Source organism: Methylocystis sp. MJC1 (assembly GCF_026427715.1).
GTDB lineage: Bacteria > Pseudomonadota > Alphaproteobacteria > Rhizobiales > Beijerinckiaceae > Methylocystis.
This window is the reverse complement of the sequence record NZ_CP107558.1, coordinates 3,874,338-3,890,954: the sequence shown is the minus strand read 5'-3', so window position 1 is coordinate 3,890,954 and position 16,617 is coordinate 3,874,338. Positions and strand designations below refer to the sequence as shown.

At 64.2% G+C, this 16,617-nt stretch carries 17 protein-coding genes; 4 read left to right on the top strand and 13 right to left on the bottom strand.

Going from position 1 to position 16,617, the window contains the following annotated elements:
• Window positions 1-157 precede the first annotated feature (157 nt).
• The 4 genes from OGR47_RS18680 (at window position 158) to dnaQ (ending at window position 2,850) form a co-directional block, all read left to right on the top strand.
• Window positions 158-784 carry a Maf family protein gene (locus tag OGR47_RS18680; protein ID WP_246729575.1) on the top strand — a complete coding sequence of 209 codons (627 nt, stop codon included), beginning with the start codon at window positions 158-160 and terminating at the stop codon, window positions 782-784.
• Window positions 785-792: 8 nt separating this feature from the next.
• Entirely contained in the window at window positions 793-1,380 is a 588-nt protein-coding gene (gene coaE, locus OGR47_RS18675; RefSeq protein ID WP_165049811.1) for a dephospho-CoA kinase, read from the top strand.
• A 137-nt stretch (window positions 1,381-1,517) separates the two neighbouring features.
• Window positions 1,518-2,057: a putative immunity protein gene (locus OGR47_RS18670; protein WP_165049419.1), complete on the top strand. Its 540-nt coding sequence runs from the start codon at window positions 1,518-1,520 to the stop codon at window positions 2,055-2,057.
• Between the two features lie 70 nt (window positions 2,058-2,127).
• The gene (gene dnaQ / locus OGR47_RS18665) at window positions 2,128-2,850 is read left to right on the top strand and encodes a DNA polymerase III subunit epsilon (protein WP_165049416.1); all 723 of its coding nucleotides are present in this window, start codon (window positions 2,128-2,130) and stop codon (window positions 2,848-2,850) included.
• A gap of 175 nt (window positions 2,851-3,025) precedes the next feature.
• On the opposite strand, the gene secB is transcribed toward dnaQ, so the two are convergent.
• The 13 genes from secB to OGR47_RS18600 form a co-directional block, all read right to left on the bottom strand.
• Window positions 3,026-3,511, bottom strand: coding sequence for a protein-export chaperone SecB (secB, locus tag OGR47_RS18660; RefSeq protein WP_165049414.1), 486 nt, complete (start codon window positions 3,509-3,511; stop codon window positions 3,026-3,028).
• Window positions 3,512-3,619: 108 nt separating this feature from the next.
• A complete protein-coding gene (locus OGR47_RS18655; protein WP_165049412.1) occupies window positions 3,620-4,501 on the bottom strand; it encodes a 3-hydroxybutyryl-CoA dehydrogenase in 882 nt (293 codons plus the stop codon).
• 173 nt (window positions 4,502-4,674) lie between these two features.
• Window positions 4,675-5,619 (bottom strand): electron transfer flavoprotein subunit alpha/FixB family protein, encoded by a 945-nt coding sequence (locus OGR47_RS18650; protein WP_165049409.1) that lies wholly within the window; start codon window positions 5,617-5,619, stop codon window positions 4,675-4,677.
• Window position 5,620: 1 nt separating this feature from the next.
• Window positions 5,621-6,367 (bottom strand): electron transfer flavoprotein subunit beta/FixA family protein, encoded by a 747-nt coding sequence (locus OGR47_RS18645; protein ID WP_165049406.1) that lies wholly within the window; start codon window positions 6,365-6,367, stop codon window positions 5,621-5,623.
• A 120-nt stretch (window positions 6,368-6,487) separates the two neighbouring features.
• Entirely contained in the window at window positions 6,488-7,333 is an 846-nt protein-coding gene (locus tag OGR47_RS18640; RefSeq protein ID WP_165049404.1) for a rhomboid family intramembrane serine protease, read from the bottom strand.
• Window positions 7,334-7,392: 59 nt separating this feature from the next.
• Complete coding sequence (locus OGR47_RS18635) at window positions 7,393-8,820, bottom strand: lipopolysaccharide biosynthesis protein (RefSeq protein ID WP_165049402.1); 1,428 nt, start codon at window positions 8,818-8,820, stop codon at window positions 7,393-7,395.
• A 169-nt stretch (window positions 8,821-8,989) separates the two neighbouring features.
• Window positions 8,990-12,001, bottom strand: coding sequence for an isoleucine--tRNA ligase (gene ileS, locus OGR47_RS18630; RefSeq protein ID WP_165049400.1), 3,012 nt, complete (start codon window positions 11,999-12,001; stop codon window positions 8,990-8,992).
• Window positions 12,002-12,213: 212 nt separating this feature from the next.
• Window positions 12,214-12,522: a hypothetical protein gene (locus OGR47_RS18625; protein ID WP_165049397.1), complete on the bottom strand. Its 309-nt coding sequence runs from the start codon at window positions 12,520-12,522 to the stop codon at window positions 12,214-12,216.
• A 174-nt stretch (window positions 12,523-12,696) separates the two neighbouring features.
• Window positions 12,697-13,359, bottom strand: a complete 663-nt coding sequence (locus OGR47_RS18620) for an arylesterase (protein WP_165049395.1) — start codon at window positions 13,357-13,359, stop codon at window positions 12,697-12,699.
• 81 nt (window positions 13,360-13,440) lie between these two features.
• Window positions 13,441-14,358, bottom strand: a complete 918-nt coding sequence (locus tag OGR47_RS18615) for a bifunctional riboflavin kinase/FAD synthetase (RefSeq protein ID WP_165049808.1) — start codon at window positions 14,356-14,358, stop codon at window positions 13,441-13,443.
• Window positions 14,359-14,407: 49 nt separating this feature from the next.
• Window positions 14,408-14,875, bottom strand: a complete 468-nt coding sequence (locus OGR47_RS18610; RefSeq protein WP_165049393.1) for a MaoC family dehydratase — start codon at window positions 14,873-14,875, stop codon at window positions 14,408-14,410.
• Between the two features lie 51 nt (window positions 14,876-14,926).
• A complete protein-coding gene (locus OGR47_RS18605; RefSeq protein WP_246729574.1) occupies window positions 14,927-15,811 on the bottom strand; it encodes a TIGR01459 family HAD-type hydrolase in 885 nt (294 codons plus the stop codon).
• Window positions 15,808-16,524, bottom strand: coding sequence for a carbonic anhydrase (locus OGR47_RS18600; protein ID WP_165049391.1), 717 nt, complete (start codon window positions 16,522-16,524; stop codon window positions 15,808-15,810). Before OGR47_RS18600 ends, OGR47_RS18605 begins: the two co-directional genes overlap by 4 nt.
• Window positions 16,525-16,617: the final 93 nt, after the last annotated feature.

The window sequence follows — 16,617 nt, the reverse complement described above, 5'->3', positions numbered from 1 at the left end:
TCTTGAGTCTCGGATTCACGGCGAATCCGGCGACAGGGAGTACCCTGTTGATGGATTGGGGCGGATATGCCCAGCAGTCGACAGGGCGGTCCTTGCGGCCGCATAATTGTCCCCGCTTTCCCACCTTCCAGCCGAGCCTGTGGATCGAGCCCTTAACGTGAGCGACGTCGCTTCCTTCCCCTTCTGGCGTGTCTCCGAGCCGCTGATTCTCGCCTCCAAAAGCGCGGGCCGGCGGCAGGTTCTCGCGCAGGCGGCAGTTCCCTTTGATTGCCGCCCTGTCGATCTCGATGAACGCGCGATCGAATCTTCGCTCGGCCCGGTTGGGGCCGATGCGATCGCTCTGGCGCTGGCGAGAGCGAAGGCCTCCGCCGTTTCCGTGGCTGAGCGCGGGCGCCTGGTGCTCGGCGCGGATCAGGTGGCGAGCTGCGAGGGCCGGATTTTCGGCAAGCCGGAGAATAGGGAGAAGGCGGCCGAGCTATTGGATTTCCTCTCCGGTCGGCGCCACCGTCTGCATTCGGCGATCGCTCTGTGTCGGGACGGCGCGGTTTGCTTCGAGACTGTCGTCCACGCCGATCTCGCCATGCGGGCGCTGAGCGCGTCCTTCATCGACGACTATCTCGACGCGATGGGCGACGCGGCGTTTACGAGCGCCGGCGGCTATCAGGTCGAAGGGCTCGGCGCGCATCTCTTTTCCGAGGTCTGCGGCGACCATTGGACCATCATGGGCATGCCTGTTCTACCCCTCCTCGACGCCTTGCGCCGCCTGGGCGCGCTTGCCGCGTGAGCCGGGCGATGCTGCGCGTCGGCCTTACCGGTTCCATCGGCATGGGGAAATCGACGACCGCCCAAATGTTCCGCGAGGCGGGCGTCCCCGTGCTCGATTCCGACCAGATCGTCCATGACCTCTATCGCGGCGCCGCTGTCGCGCCGATCGAGACGGCTTTTCCAGGCGTAACGGTTGACGGCGTCGTCAATCGCGGGAGGCTCGCGGCGCAGGTGCTTGCGGACCCACACGCATTGAAGCGGCTCGAGGCGATCGTTCATCCGCTCGTCTGGGCGGCGCGGGACGATTTCTTGAAGGAGCAGGAGAAAAAGGGCGCGTCGATCATCGTCTATGACGTGCCGCTTCTTTTCGAGACCGGAGCGGAAAAGAGCGTCGACGCTATTGTCGTCGTTACTGCGCCGGAAGATGTGCAAAAGGCGCGTGTCCTGGCGCGGCCGGGCATGACGGAAGAGAAATTCGCGGCCATTCTCGCTAAACAGATCCCGGACGCCGAAAAGCGCGCCCGCGCCGATTTTATCGTGCATACCGAAAAGGGGATGGACGCGGCGCGGCGGGAAGTGCAGGCCGTTCTCGATGAACTCGAAAGAAGAAGGTGAGTCGCGCTCTGGGAAGCCGTTGCGTGCCTGTCCGGTTAACGCAGTTGAGACCGCCTCGCATGCCGCGCCTACCACGACCTGAGATCGGGGAAGCAATCTCCATCCACGAATGGCGCGGCGGCAAGTAGGATGAAGCCATGTTGGATCACGCCGCAAAGGTCGAGCTCAGCCGAGTCGAAATCAGGGAAATTGCCCGCTATGCGGTGGCCTGCGCGCTGCCGGCATTGGCGATCTTCGAACGCGAACGCCCTGACGATACCCGCCCACGCGCCGCAATAGACGCTGCGCAGTCGTTTGCGAATGGAGGCGAGCGGACGAAGGCGTTACGTGACAGCGCATGGGCTGCACAGCGGGCGGCTCAGGAGGCCCGCGATGCAGGGCAGGTCGCGGCGAGCGACGCCGCACGCGCAGCCCTCGCCGCAGCCGGCGCGGCGTTTCTCCATCCTCTGGCCAAGGCTACCCAGGTCAAGCACATCCTTGGTTCGCCCGCGCATGCTGCGCGAGCTTTCGAACTTTCCACTGGAGACGATCCCACTGTTGGAGCCGAGCACATCGTGCAATCGCGCATTCGGGCGCATCCCGTGGTGCGAGATGTCTTGAGGCGGTATCCGCCTGCCCCGCCAGGTGGGGGACGGGTTGGAGAGTTGATCCGTCAGTTGGACGCCTTGCTTCGGTGATCGCCCCCAACCCTCATCCGCCAAGTTTTCAGCCTTTCGTGGCGCCTTGTCGAATAAGAGATTAAGTCAGATGCGCGAGATTGTTTTCGATACGGAAACCACCGGCCTCGATCCCTTTAAGGGTGATCGCGTCGTCGAAATCGGTGCCGTCGAGATTTTGAATCTCATTCCCAGTGGCCGAGTCTTTCACGTCTATATCGATCCAGAGCGCGACATGCCGGAAGAGGCTTTCCGCGTTCATGGTCTTTCGCGGGAATTCCTCGCCCAGCACAAAAAATTTGCCGAGATCACGCGCGAGTTCATCGACTTCATCGAAGATTCGCCGATGGTCGCCCATAACGCCGAATTCGACGTGCGCTTCATCAACGCCGAATTTGCGCTGCAGAAGCTGCCGCCGCTCGCGCCTGCGCGCATCGTCGATACGCTCGCCATGGCGCGCCGGCTGCATCCGGGAAGCCCGGCCTCGCTCGACGCGCTTTGCCAACGCTACGGCGTCGATCTGTCGCGTCGCGACAAGCACGGGGCGCTCCTCGACGCTGGATTGCTCGCGGAAGTCTATGCGGAGCTGAGAGGCGGACGCCAAGCGGCGCTGTCGCTCGCGACAGTCAGCCAGACGCGCCGCGCGCTGATCGGCGATCTGTTGCGCGCCCGCCCCGAACCTCTGCCGAGCCGTCTGACGGCGCAAGAGGAAGAGGCGCATCTCGCTTTCGTCGGCGGGCTCAAATCTGCGATCTGGGAAAAATATCTGCCCAAAAAACAAGAAGGCGGAGAGCAATCGCCCTCCGCCGCTTGAATAGTCTCATACGAGATCCGCTTGCTTGGTTCGGTGTCATTCCCGACGCTTCGCGCTAGCGAAGCGATCAGGAATCCAGAGCAAAACCAGCGCTTTTGTGGGTTTTGGATTCCCGGTCGGGCTTCAGCCCGCCGGGAATAACGAGCCCCAATGCGAGAACGGAATTAGAGAAACGTCAGGCGTTCGCGACCGGCGGCTGAGCGGCGGCTTCGGCGGCCTTCTGCTGATAAAGCGCGACGAAATCGATCGGGTCGACATAGAGCGGCGGGAAGCCGCCGTCGCGCGTGGCGTCGGCCACGATCTGGCGGACGAAGGGGAACAGCAAACGCGGGCATTCGATCATCACGATGGGATGAATCTGCTCCTGCGGAATGTTGATGAGGCGGAAGACGCCGCCATATTCGAGATCGAGCTTGAACAGCAGGCCCGCGCCTTCGCCGGCCTTGGCGTCAAGGGTGAGCGTCACCTCGAAGTCGGTCGGCGCCAGCTGCTTGGCGTTGACATTGACCTGAATGGAAATATTCGGCGCCTGCTCTTGCGGTCCGAGCGAATTCGGGGCGTTCGGGTTCTCGAAGGAAAAATCCTTCAGATACTGCACCAGCGCGTTCAGGGCCGGAGCGCCGCCCTGCGCGCCGCCACCGTTTCCATTCGTATCGGTCATTTGAGAATCTCCAGCCGTGCCGCCGGATGGCGGAAAGTGGGGCCCGCCTAACACGTCTCCCCATGCGGAACAAGGCAGGGGGGCGCCTCTTAGGAGGGCGGTGAGACGTCAGCGCGTCGGCGTCGGCGTGCCGCTGCGATAATCGTAGAAACCGCGCTGAGTCTTTTTGCCGAGCCAGCCGGCCTCGACATATTTCACGAGCAGCGGGCAAGGGCGATATTTGGTGTCGGCCAGGCCTTCGTGGAGCACTTGCATCACCGAAAGGCAGGTGTCCAATCCGATGAAATCCGCGAGCTGCAGCGGGCCCATTGGATGATTGGCGCCGAGCCGCATGGCCGTGTCGATCGCCTCGACCGAGCCCACACCCTCATAGAGCGTGTAGATAGCCTCGTTGATCATCGGCAAAAGGATGCGGTTGACGATGAAGGCCGGGAAATCCTCCGAGACCGTCACCGTCTTCCCAAGCTTGGCGCAGAAGCCCTTTGCCTCTTCGAAAGTGGCGTCGTCGGTCGCGATACCGCGGATCAGCTCGACAAGCTGCATGCGCGGCACCGGATTCATGAAATGAATGCCGATGAAGCGTTCGGGCCGGCCGGTGATCGAGGCAAGGCGGGTAATGGAAATCGACGAGGTGTTGGAGGCGATGATGCCGTCCGGCTTCACCACGGTTGCAACGTCGGAGAGGATCTTGCGCTTGACCTCTTCATTCTCGGTCGCCGCCTCGATGACGATGTCGCAGTCGCCGAAATCCTGAAGGGCCGGGGCGGCGGAGATATGCGGTAGCGCCTTATCGACGACCTCGGTCGTGAGCAAGCCGCGCTCGATCGACTTCTTCATCTGCACGCCGACATCCTTGATGCCGGCCTCGATGCGTTCTGGTGTGGTGTCGTTGAGCGCGACGTCCAATCCCGCAAGCGCGCAGACATGCGCGATGCCCTTGCCCATCTGCCCCGCGCCGATGACGCCGACTTTGCGAATCTCGAAGCTCATAGTTCGAACACCATAGCGAGAGGACCGCCGTCAAAGGGGCGGGACGGCTGCGATGCAAATGCGGCCAACGTTGCACTGCAATATAACGCGCGAATGGGTCGAAAGAAAACCGGCAAGCTTCAAAATGTCAGGATTGCGCTCCCCGCCACCAGCGGAGCGGGGAGCGGTTTTTTTTACTTGCCGAGCTTGGCAAGCTCCGCGTCGAGCTCCGGCACCGCCTGGAAGAGATCGGCGACGAGCCCGTAATCGGCGACCTGGAAGATCGGCGCCTCTTCATCCTTGTTGATGGCGACGATGATCTTCGAGTCCTTCATGCCGGCGAGATGCTGGATCGCGCCGGAAATGCCGACCGCGACGTAGAGCTCGGGGGCGACAGCCTTGCCGGTCTGGCCGACCTGCAGGTCGTTCGGCGCATAGCCGGCGTCGACCGCCGCGCGCGAAGCGCCGATCGCGGCGTTGAGTTTGGTCGCGACCGGGTCCAGCACCTTCTGGAAGTTCTCGGCGGAGCCGAGCGCGCGGCCGCCGGAGACGATGATGCGGGCCGAGGTCAGCTCGGGACGCTCGGACTTGGCGAGCTCCTCGCTCTTGAAGGTGGAGACGCCCGGATTGGCGGCGGCGCCGATCGTCTCGACCGGAGCCGAGCCGCCCTCGGGCGCGGCCGCGAAGGCCGTGGTGCGGACGGTGATGACCTTCTTGGCGTCCTTGGCGCGGACTGTCTGCACGGCGTTGCCGGCGTAGATCGGGCGCTCGAAAGTGTCGGGCGAGACGACCTTGATGATGTCCGAGACCTGGGCGACGTCGAGTAGCGCGGCGACGCGCGGCAGCACGTTCTTGGTCGCGCTGGTCGAGGGGGCGATGATCACGTCGTACGAGCCAGCGAGCGACAGGATCAGCGCCGCGACCGGCTCGGCAAGAACATGATCGAGCGAGGCGTCGGCGGCGTAGAGCACTTTCTCGACGCCGGCGAGCTTGGCGGCCGAGGCCGCAGCGCCGTCGAGGCCGGGGCCGACGATGAGGATGTGGACCGGGCCGCCGATCTGCGAGGCGGCGGTGAGCGCCTTGGCGGTCGAGGGCGCAAGTGCGCCATTGGCGGTTTCAGCGAGAAGCAGAATGGCCATATCAGAGAACTCCCGCTTCCTTGAGCTTGGAGACGAGTTCGGCGACCGAGCCGACCTTGATGCCGGCGGCGCGCGTCGCGGGGGCGGCGGTGCTCAGCACCTCGAGGCGCGGCGTGATGTCGACGCCGTAGTCGGACGGCGCCTTAACGGCGACCTCCTTCTTCTTCGCCTTGATGATATTGGGGAGCGACGCATAGCGCGGCTCGTTGAGGCGAAGATCAGTCGTGACGATTGCCGGAAGCTTCAGGCTCACCGTCTGCAGGCCGCCGTCGATCTCGCGCGTCACGTCGACCGAGCCGTCGGTCAGATCGACCTTTGAGGCGAAAGTGCCCTGGCCCCAGCCCAGCAAAGCGGCGAGCATCTGGCCAGTCTGGTTCGAGTCGTCGTCGATCGCCTGCTTGCCGAGGATGATGAGGCCCGGCTGCTCCTCGGCCGCAATCTTGGCGAGGATCTTGGCGACGGCGAGCGGCTCGACCGTCTCGTCGGTCTTGACCAGAATGCCGCGGTCGGCGCCCATGGCGAGGCCGGTGCGCAGGGTATCGTCGGCCTTGGCCGGGCCGATGGAGACGACGACGACTTCCGTCGCCTTGCCGGCTTCCTTCAGCCTCAGCGCCTCTTCGACGGCGATTTCGTCGAACGGGTTCATCGACATTTTCACATTGGCGAGATCGACGCCGGAGCCGTCGGGCTTCACCCGGATTTTCACGTTGTAGTCGACGACCCGTTTAACGGGTACGAGAATTTTCATCGCGCGACCTCTGGAGATGAAGGGCGGACGCAGCGCGTCCCGCTAAAAACTGTGGCGGTCTGGTAACGGGGGCGCGCGCGCAAGTCAAACGGGGAGGTCAAGCCCCTTTTTCAAGCCCCCTCAGTTTTCGAAAGGCGTTTCTTCCGGCGGCAGTGCTTGCGGCGCAGGCGACGTCTTGGTCGCGCCATGGGGTCCGCGGTCGAAAAGCTTATGCTTGCGCCGCTTGAAAAACGGCGTGAGCGCCAGCCCCGCCACGATGCCGCCGACATGCGCCATCCAGGCGATATGGCTTTCGCCGCCGCCCCAGCTGGCGTTCAAAAGCTGGAGCAGGATCCAGGCCCCGATGAAGATGAAGCCCGAAGCGTGGAAGGAGAACAGCGGCGGCTTCAATCCGAAAAGCGGCCGCAGCGGCGGGCGGGATTTTTCCGCAAGCGTGATGAGCCAGAAAGGAAACATCACGAAGGTGAGCGGCGGGAAGAACCCCGTGACCGTGGCGCGCGGGTAGAGCAGCAGGAAGGCCGCGCAGACGCCCGATATCGCGCCCGAGGCGCCGACAAGGGGCACGATGGATTGGGGCGTCGCATAGACATAGAAGACGCCCGCCATAACGCCGCAGCAGAGATAAAACAGCAGGTAATGCAGCGAGCCCATGGCGTCTTCGACATTATCGCCGAAGACATAGAGAAAAAGCATATTGCTCGCGATATGCAGCAGCGAGGAGTGGAAGAACAGCGAGGTGACCAGCGTCGCCGGCGCCGGTGGGCCGACGATCCAATCGGCGAGATCGGCCTCGCCGAAGAGCACGCGCGGGATGATGGCGAAACCGCGCATGATGGTTAAGGGATCGCCGAGAATCTCGCTGTAGACGACCACGAAAACCAGAATATTGACCACGATCAGCGCGTGATTGACGATCGGCCGCTTGAGATGGCGCAGGGGCGCGTCGTCGTAGAGCGGCATGACCATCGCAAAAACCTCACCGGCTGGAACACGATAACCCTAACATAAGCGCGCCAGCGCTTCTGTCACGCCCGCTGGAGGCGGGGCCGGAGCCAGGCGATCGCCTGCGTGCGCAGGCCGGCGATGTCGAAGGCCGCGACCATCACGCCGTAGATGGCGCCCCCCGAGAAGATCTGCAGCAGCAGCGTTGCAAATCCGGGCGCCATGCTGCGCATCGGGATCAGCGCGACGAGCATGACACCGGTGGCGACGATCGCCGCGAGAAGATCCCAGAACGACGGCCAGACCGGCTGCGCCTTCAGCACAAAGAAAATCGTCGCAGCGAGCGCGGCCAAGTAGCCGCCGGCCTGGGCGACGGCGAGGTTGGAGGCGTCAGCGCCCCAGGGCAAAGCAAAAAGCAAAGTCAGCGAGGTCACGGCTGCAGCGAGCGCCGCCGCGATCAGCGGGCCGGTGCGCTTGCTGATCTGGAAAACGGGGTTCAAGCCGAAGTTGATGATCCCCATGGCGAACAGCCCTGGCATCAGCAACCCGAGATAATGACCAAAAGGGCCACGGAACTGCGCGGGCACGATCAGCGCTTCGACCGACGGCAGAACCAGCCAAAGCCCGGCGCAGGCCGGTAGCAGAAAGGCGAAGACGACGCTCATATTGTGCGCGACCTGGACACGGGCGCGGTCCTCGCCGTGCTCCTCATGCGCCGCGACGGCGATTTGAAACAAAAGCACGTCGAGCGCCGAGCCGAAGGCCATGATGGCGCGCATGCCGAGGTCATAGGCGAGGGCGAACTGGCCGGTCTCGGCGAAGTCGTAGACGCTGGCGACGATCGAGCGCGCCGCCAGCGGCATCGACGTGTACAGCAGATGGGCCGCGACGATAGGCGCGCTATAGGCGATGAGAAGCTTCGCGGTCTCCCGTTTGGCGCCCAGGCAGCGCGCGTCTGGATCGCGTAGCGAGGCGCGCGTGAGAAACACCGAGCCCAATAGGCTTGCAACGCCGCCCGCGAGGGCGACGCCCGCCGAATGGAAAATGAAGGCGCCGCCGCCGAGCAGGATAAAGGCGAGGATGTTTTTGACGAAGACGAGCCTTCCATAGGCGCCGTCTTCGAAACGCGCGCGGGCGAGGGCGGTCGAATAGTCGAACAGGCCGTTCGCGGTCGCGGTGAGCAAGGCGAGAAGGATCAGCTCGCTGTCGAAGTCGAGTTCGGGGCCCACGAGCGAATAGAGCAAGGTGCTCAACGCCAGAAAGACGCTGACGACGACGAAGGACGTCCCGAGCGTCGAACGGATGACGGGCTCGTTCTCGCGCGTGCGCTGGGAATAGAAGCGCGTTGCCGAGAGCCGCAGCCAGTCGTAGAGCGCCGTCTGCACCACGACTGCGATCGAGAAAGCGAGCGCGAAGCGACCATATTCCTCGGGGCCGAGGAACTTCGCGACCATCAGGCCGATGATGAAATTGGTCGCGGTGTTGGCGAGAAAGGCGAGGAGGACTTTCAAAGGCCCCCTCCCCAGCCCTCCCCCGCTAACGCGGGAGAGGGGGCAAGGCCGCGGCCTTCATCAGGACCCGCGAGTTTTTCCGCGCGACGCGCCTCACTCCCTCTCCCGCGAAGCGGGGGAGGGTTGGGGAGGGGGCAGAGCCGCGTCAAGCCTTCTTTCATTCGAACCGCTACGCGCTCCAGCGCCCAAGCGCCTTCAACTCTTTGAGCGCCTGCGCGTCGCGGGGCGTGACGTCGGGATAGTCCGGGTCCGCGGTAGCGGGGTCGAAATATTTCCAGGAGCGCGCGCATTTGACGCCGCTCGCGCGGCTCGGAACAACCGCGACGCCCTTTACCTCCGGTAGGCGGAAGGCTTCGGCCGGTCCTTCGCCCGTCTCGATGACGATGTCCGACACGATGCAGATTTCCGCGAAATCGACGCCATCCAGCGCAGCGCGCAAATGGCCGTCCGCGACATAAACGACCGGCGCCGCTTCCAAGGAGGAGCCGATGCGCTTTTGCGCGCGTTCGATTTCGAGTGCGCCCGTCACCACTGCGCGGATGGCGCGCACGCCCTCCCATTTCTTCGCCAACGCCTCGTCGCGCCAATGCGACGGAATGTCCGGGAAGCTCTCGACATGCACCGAGACGGCGTCCGCATAGCGCGCGAGCCAAGCTTCTTCCGCCGTGAAGACGAGGATCGGCGCGAGCCATGTCGTCACGCAGCGGAAGATGCGTTCGATGACGGCGAGCGACGCCTTGCGCTTCACGCTCGACGGCGGCTCGCAATAGAGCGCATCCTTGCGGACGTCGAAATAGAAGGCGGAAAGATCGCTCGTCATGAAGGGCGTGAGCAAGGCCACGACCCGCTTGTAGTCAAAGGCCGCATAGGCAACACGGATTTGCGCATCCACCTCGACGAGACGATGCAGCATCAGCCGCTCGAGCTCGCTTGCGTGTTCCAGCGCTGCGTCGTCGTCCGCGCCGTAATGCGCGAGCGCGCCGATCATCCAGCGCAGCGTGTTGCGCAATTTGCGATAGAGATCGACGAAGGTCTTCAGAATCTCAGGGCCGACGCGCAGATCGTCGGCGTAATCGGAGGCCGCGACCCACAGGCGCAGGATGTCGGCGCCCGAGTCCGAAATCACCTTCTGCGGCGCGACGACATTGCCGAGCGACTTCGACATTTTGCGCCCCTTCTCGTCGAGCACGAAGCCATGCGTCAGCACGGCGTCGTAAGGCGCGCGCAAGCGCGTGCCGCAGCTTTCGAGAAGAGAAGAGTGGAACCAACCGCGATGCTGGTCCGAGCCTTCGAGATACATCACCTCGTCGTCGCCGCCGTCGCGCTTTCTGTGAATGCCGGCAAGCGCGGGGAAGCTCGTCGGATCGTCGAGCACGAAGGCGTGCGTCGAACCCGAATCGAACCACACGTCGAGAACGTCGGCGACTTTCTCATAGTCGTTGGGATCATAGTCGGGCGCGAGGAAGCGCTCGGCGGCGCGCGTCTCATACCAGGCGTCCGCGCCTTCCTTCTCGAACGCCTCGACGATGCGGGCGTTCACGCGCGGATCGACAAGGATCTCATGCGTGCCCTTCTTTACGAAGACGGCGATCGGCACGCCCCAGGCGCGCTGGCGCGAGACGACCCAGTCGGGACGATTGGCGATCATGCCGCGGATGCGGTTCTCGCCGGCGGCGGGCGTCCATTGGGTGCGGGAGATTTCTTCGAACGCGATTTCCCGCAAGGTGGGCGCATTGGACCGAGCGCTTTCTGCCGCGCCCCCACGCGCGCCTGAAGACGCGCGGTCCATGGGCTTGTCCATCGCGATGAACCACTGCGGCGTATTGCGAAAGATCACCGGCTTCTTCGAGCGCCAGGAATGCGGATACTGATGCTTCAACCGCCCGCGCGCGATGAGATTGCCGGCTTTCACCAGCTCCGCCATCACGGCCTCATTGGCGTCTCCCTTCTCGCCCTTTTCGGTGAGCACGCGCTTGCCGGCGAAGCCCGGCGCTTCCTTGGTGTAGAAGCCGTCTTCGTCGACCGTATAGGGAATGCGGCTGTCGATGCCGGACTCGGCGAGACGCCGACCGTTCGCCATCCAGATATCGAAGTCTTCGCGGCCATGGCCCGGCGCCGTGTGCACGAAGCCCGTGCCCGTGTCGTCGGTGACGTGATCGCCGTCGAAGAGCGGCACGTCGAAGGCATAGCCCAGATGCGCGAGCGGATGGGCGCAGACGAGTTCCGAGAGCGTCGACGCCGGCACGTCGCGCAGCCGCTCGAAGCCGTCAACCTTGGCGGCTTTGAAGACGTCTCCCGCCAGCTTGTCGGCAAGGATGAATTTGGCGCCCGGGAAGGCCCAGTTGTTTTCGGGCGCCTCGGTCACGCGATAAAGCCCGTAGGCGATTTTCGAGGAGAAGGAGATCGCGCGATTGCCCGGCAGCGTCCAAGGCGTCGTGGTCCAGATCACCACGCGCGCGTCGGCAAGGTCCTCGTCCGCACCGCGCGGGATGGGGAACGCCACCCACACCGTATCGCTGGTGTGGTCCTCATATTCGACTTCCGCTTCTGCCAGCGCCGTCTTCTCGACGACCGACCACATCACCGGCTTGGAGCCGCGATAGAGCAAGCCGTTCTCGGCGAATTTCATGATCTCGCGGGCGATGATCGCCTCGGCCGGGTAGGCCATGGTGGCGTAAGGGCGGTCCCATTCGCCGGCGACGCCGAGCCGCTTGAACTCCTCGCGCTGGATCGAGAGCCAGTTCTCCGCATAGGCCCGGCACTCGCGCCGAAACGCGATCATCTCGTCCGGCTGCGCGAAGTCGGGCTTCTTCTTGCCCTTGGCGCGGTAGTTTTCTTCCTCGATCTTCCATTCGATCGGGAGGCCGTGGCAGTCCCAGCCCGGCACATAGACGCAATCCTTGCCGGTCATGCGCTGGCTGCGCGTGACGATGTCCTTGAGGACCTTATTCAGCGCATGGCCGATATGGATATTGCCATTGGCGTAGGGCGGGCCGTCGTGCAGCGTGAATTTCGGCCGGCCCTTGGCCGCCTCGCGCATTTTCGCGTTGAGGCCGATCTCCTCCCAGCGCTTCAGGAACTCGGGCTCCCGCTGCGGCAGGCCGGCGCGCATCGGAAAATCCGTGACCGGCAGATAGAGGCTCTTGGAATAGTCGGGCCCTTTGGGCGTGTCGTCGTTCATGGGGTCTCGAAACCGGGGTCGGGCGGCGCCGGGACGGCCGGCAAGGTCCGCGTCACATAATGGATTTGGAAAGGAAGCGCCAATTGCGCCAAAAACCCGGAACCCGCGCGAGCACAGCTCAAGCGCGGACCGGGCCGGTAATTCGTATGCGCCACAAAATCAGCATGCCCCTCTTTAGCAAGGGGCGCGGAGGCCGAAAAGCCTCAAAAAATCTACCGCAGCCGCCGGAAGGGGCCCAAGCCCAGGGCATTGGCCACCCAGGCGCCCGCGCCGAGCAAAGCGACGGCCGGGACGAGGACGAGCAGGAGCCCGGAGAGGAAGAACAGGCTGAGGCCCACAAAGAGCAGCAGGCCGGCGCCGACCAGCATGCTCTGGAACGGGCCGAGCTTGACGAATTTAACCTCGCGTTGCCCCGAGGAAATCCAGACGCGCGAGGTGGGGAAGCCGTCGTCCTCCGCCTCGGCGCGCGACCTCTGACCCGGCGGAATGATTTCTATATTGCCTCTCGGTTCGTTGCTCATCTTCGCTTACCTCTCGGAAGCGATAAGATAGGGACGGACAACCTCCGCCGCAATGCAGCCCTTCTCAACGCCGCCGCCTCCCCGCCGTCATTGCGAGCGAAGCGAAGCAATCCAGGGCCGCCGCGGGGCTCTGGGTTGCTTCGTCGCTTCGTTCCTCGCAATGACGGCCGGTTTTCACCGCCAAGCGTGGTAGCGCCGGCGCTCGGGCGCCTGCAACGTCCGCTCGACCATCGGCGTCATGCGCGCCGCGATATAATCCGAGCCCAGCACATTGGGATGCTTGTTATCGTCCTGGATAAGCGCAGGATTGCCGTAGACGCCGTCGAGGAAGAAGGGATAGAGCGCGACCTTTTGCTGGGCGGCGAGCGTCGGATAGACCCAGTCGAAGCGCAGCTTGTAGGTTGGATCGCGGCGGCGCGGATAGGAAAGCATGCCGGCGAGGATCACGCGCGAGCCGCGCGCCTTGCTGTAGCGGACGATGGCGTCGAGATTTCGATAGACGACGGAGGGGTCTTCACGCTGCAACATGTCATTGCCGCCGAGCTCGACGATGACGGCGTCGGCGCCATAGGCAAAGGCTTTGGGCAGTCGCTCCAGCGCGTCGCCGGTAGTGTCGCCCATTTCCGTCGCGTCGAGAACCGCGACGTCCCTGTGGCCGCGCATGTGAAGCCGCCGGTTGAGCGCCCAGGGAAAAGAGGTTCCCTCCGGCAGATTATAGCCGGCGCTGAGACTGTCGCCGATGATGAGAACCCGCTTGGGCTGCGCCTGTGCGCTCGCGGAAATGGCCGCAAGCCCGGCGAGAGAGAGAAAAGCCGCAAAAAGACGTGCGCCGCTCATGGTCGTAGCTCCTGGCCTAAAGAGTTAAGACTAAGAGGCTAGGGCCGCCCACCCTCAAACCAAGCGAGGCGGGCGCATGTTTCAGCGGCGCGCGAGGATTTCCCGCGCCTTGGCGCAGTCGTCCTCCATCTGGGCGATCAGGGCCTCGACACTGTCGAATTTCGCTTCGCCGCGGATGAAGTCGAAAAAGGCGACCTCGACCTCTTTGCCGTAGAGATCGCCCGAGAAATCGAAGAGGAAGACTTCCAGCAACGGCGGGCCATTATCGAAGGTCGGCCGGCGCCCGAAATTGGCGGCGCCGTCGCGCAGGACGCCGTCGACCTCCATCGTGACCGCATAGATGCCGTGTCGCAGCCGGTTCGATGGGTCGAGTGCGATATTGGCGGTCGGGAAGCCGAGCAGGCGGCCGCGCTTGTCGCCGTGGCGAACGACGCCGCGCACGAAGTAAGGGTGGCCCAGGAGACGGCGCGCCAGTTCGACCTCGCCTTTTTCCAGCGCCTCGCGCGTGGCGGTGGAGGAGACCGCTTCCAGGCTTCCCTCCTCGTCCTGAGTGATGCGGTCGACGATCTCGACCGCAAAGCCCAGCCGCGCGCCTTCCGCTTTGAGGAACTCCGGATCGCCCTTACGGCCGGCCCCGAAGCGGAAGTCATAGCCCGCGACGATAGCCGAGAGTCCCAGCCGTTTGGCGAGAATGTCCCGCGTGAAATCCTCGGCCGGTCGGGCGGCGAGCTCCTTGTTGAAGGAAAGGACGATCATCCCGTCGAGCCCGAGCCGTGCGGCCTGAGCCGCCTTGGCCTCTGGGGGCGTGAGGCGGAAGATCACCGGCTTGCCGGCGAAAACATCCGCCGGATGCGGCTCGAAGGTCAGGAGCACGCAGGGCTTCCCGAGCTTTTTGGCCAGCGCCCGCGCGCGGGCGATCACCCCCCGGTGGCCGCGATGCAGCCCGTCGAAATTGCCGATGGCCACGACGGCGCCTTCGAGGCCGGCGGGCGGTCCCATCGGGTCTCGGGCGAGGATGAAGGAAGACTGCGTCACGGGAGAGCGCGCGTCACGCCGTGGCCGGCTTCTCCGCCGGCCGTACCGCCTGCTCGCGGGACGGCACCATTACGGTCGCCTCGCCGTCGAGCACCACCTTGCCGTCGACAAGGCATTCACATTTAAGCTTGGCGCGGCGGCCCTTTTCGACGAGCTCCACCACTTCGACCACGACGGTGATCACGTCGCCGATCTTCACGGGCGCGCGGAAGTTCAAGGTTTGCGAGAGATAGACCGCGCCCGGTCCCGGCAGATACATGCCGATGACGGTCGAAATCAGCGACGCCGTATAGAGGCCGTGCACGATGCGCTCGCCGAAGCGCGTCTTGGAGGCGAAATGGTCCGACAGATGGATCGGGTTGCGATCGCCCGACAGGTCGGCGAAGGCGATGACGTCGTCGTCCATCACGGCCTTCATCAGCGTCTCGCGCATGCCGACGCTCAGGTCTTCGAAATAGTAGATTTTGAACGGCGTCGACATGTATTCACCGGATCGTTTGACGGGGAGGGCGAAGCGCCCATTTTCCCCCTTTTACCAGAAAACTTCGCTAGCCAAAGCGACAGGACGCGCGCCCGCAAGCTCTGTCAAGCGCGCGAGCGCGTCGCGATCGACGGCTCCGCCTTTCGGGCGCAGCTCTTCGGCGTGCACCCCATCGGTGACGAAGACGCAATCGAGCCCCGCCATCCCCGCTCCGGCGAGGTCGGTCAGCGCGCCGTCGCCCATGGCGAAGATCCGGCTCTTATCGGCCGTACCGCCGCTTAGGGCGGCAAGGCGTTCGAGGGCGGCGGCGTAAATCGGCGGATGCGGCTTGCCAAACATCAGCACCTTGCCGCCCATCGCCGCATAGCGCTCGGCGAGCGCGCCCGCGCAATAGACGATGTCATCGCCGATGGCGACGACAATATCCGGATTGGCGCAGAGCATGGTGAGATCGCGGGCTTTCAGGGCCGCGAGCCTTTCGTCGTAATCCTGCGGGATTTCCTCGCGCTCGGCGAAAAGGCCGGTGCAGACGACGTAGTCCGCCTCCTCGGGGGAGACCTTCGCGACCGGGGCGCCGAGGCGCCGGCCGGCTTCCTCGAAAAGGCCGTTGTCGCGCGGCGGGCCGAGATGATAGCAGGCTTGCCCCTTGCGTGAGACGATCTCCCGCAGCGTCAATTCGCCTGCAGAAACAAGATCGTCGAAGGCGTCTTCCGGCAGGCCCAGCCCCAGAAGCTGCCGGCGCACTTCGGCGTCCGGCCGCGAGGCGTTGGTGATGAGCACCACCCGCCCGCCCTGCGCGCGGAAACGCCGCAAAGCGTCGGCGGCGCGCGGAAAATGCTTCTTGCCGTCGATGAGCACGCCCCAGACGTCGCACAGCAGCGCGTCATAGCGCCCGGCAAGCTCATGCAGACCGGCGATCATGGGGACGTCCGTCAAAAGCGCGCCTCCAAAAATGCGTCGGCGTGGGCTTTTTCGGCGATGGGACGGAAGTCCCCCGATTGCTCGTCGAGCGCCAGCAGCTTTCCATCCGAGACGCTGAAGAAGGCGCCGTGGAGCTTGAGATAGCCGCGGTGCTCCAAAACCTGCACCATGGGGAAGCTGCGCAGATTGATGAGGGTCTGCTTGACCGACTCGAATTCGAGCCGATGCAGATAATCTTTGTCTTCGGGATCGGGCTCCTCGCCGAGCCGCTCGGCGGCCGGCGCGAGCATTTTGATCCAATCGCCGACGAAATCGCTGTGGCTCAATCGCGGCGTCTCGGGATCGGCGGCGATCGTCGCATAGGCCTCCACGCCGCCGCATTGGCCGTGACCCAGAACCACGACATGCTTAACTTCGAGCGCCATGACCGCATATTCGAGCGCGGCGGACGCGCCGTGGAAATGGTCGTCGGGCTCGTAAGGCGGCACCAGCGCCGCGACATTGCGCAGGACGAAAAGCTCGCCCGGCCCCGCGTCGAAGATCGACTCGGGGTCGACGCGCGAATCACAGCAGCAGATCACCATGGTCGTCGGTTTCTGGCCCTCTTCGGCGAGCGCGCGAAAGCGCGTCTGCGCCGCGCGGAAGCGGCCGGACAGAAAAACCTCGTATCCTTCTATAAGGCGCGGCGGGAGGCCGCCCTTGCTCGCGGGGCCGGTTTCGGCTGCCATCAATTGTTTCCGAGATGTGAATGGCGGAGAAGCCTCTTATTGTGTAGACCAGCCGGCGCGGCAAGAAAAAGATGAACCTATCACTCGAGCGAG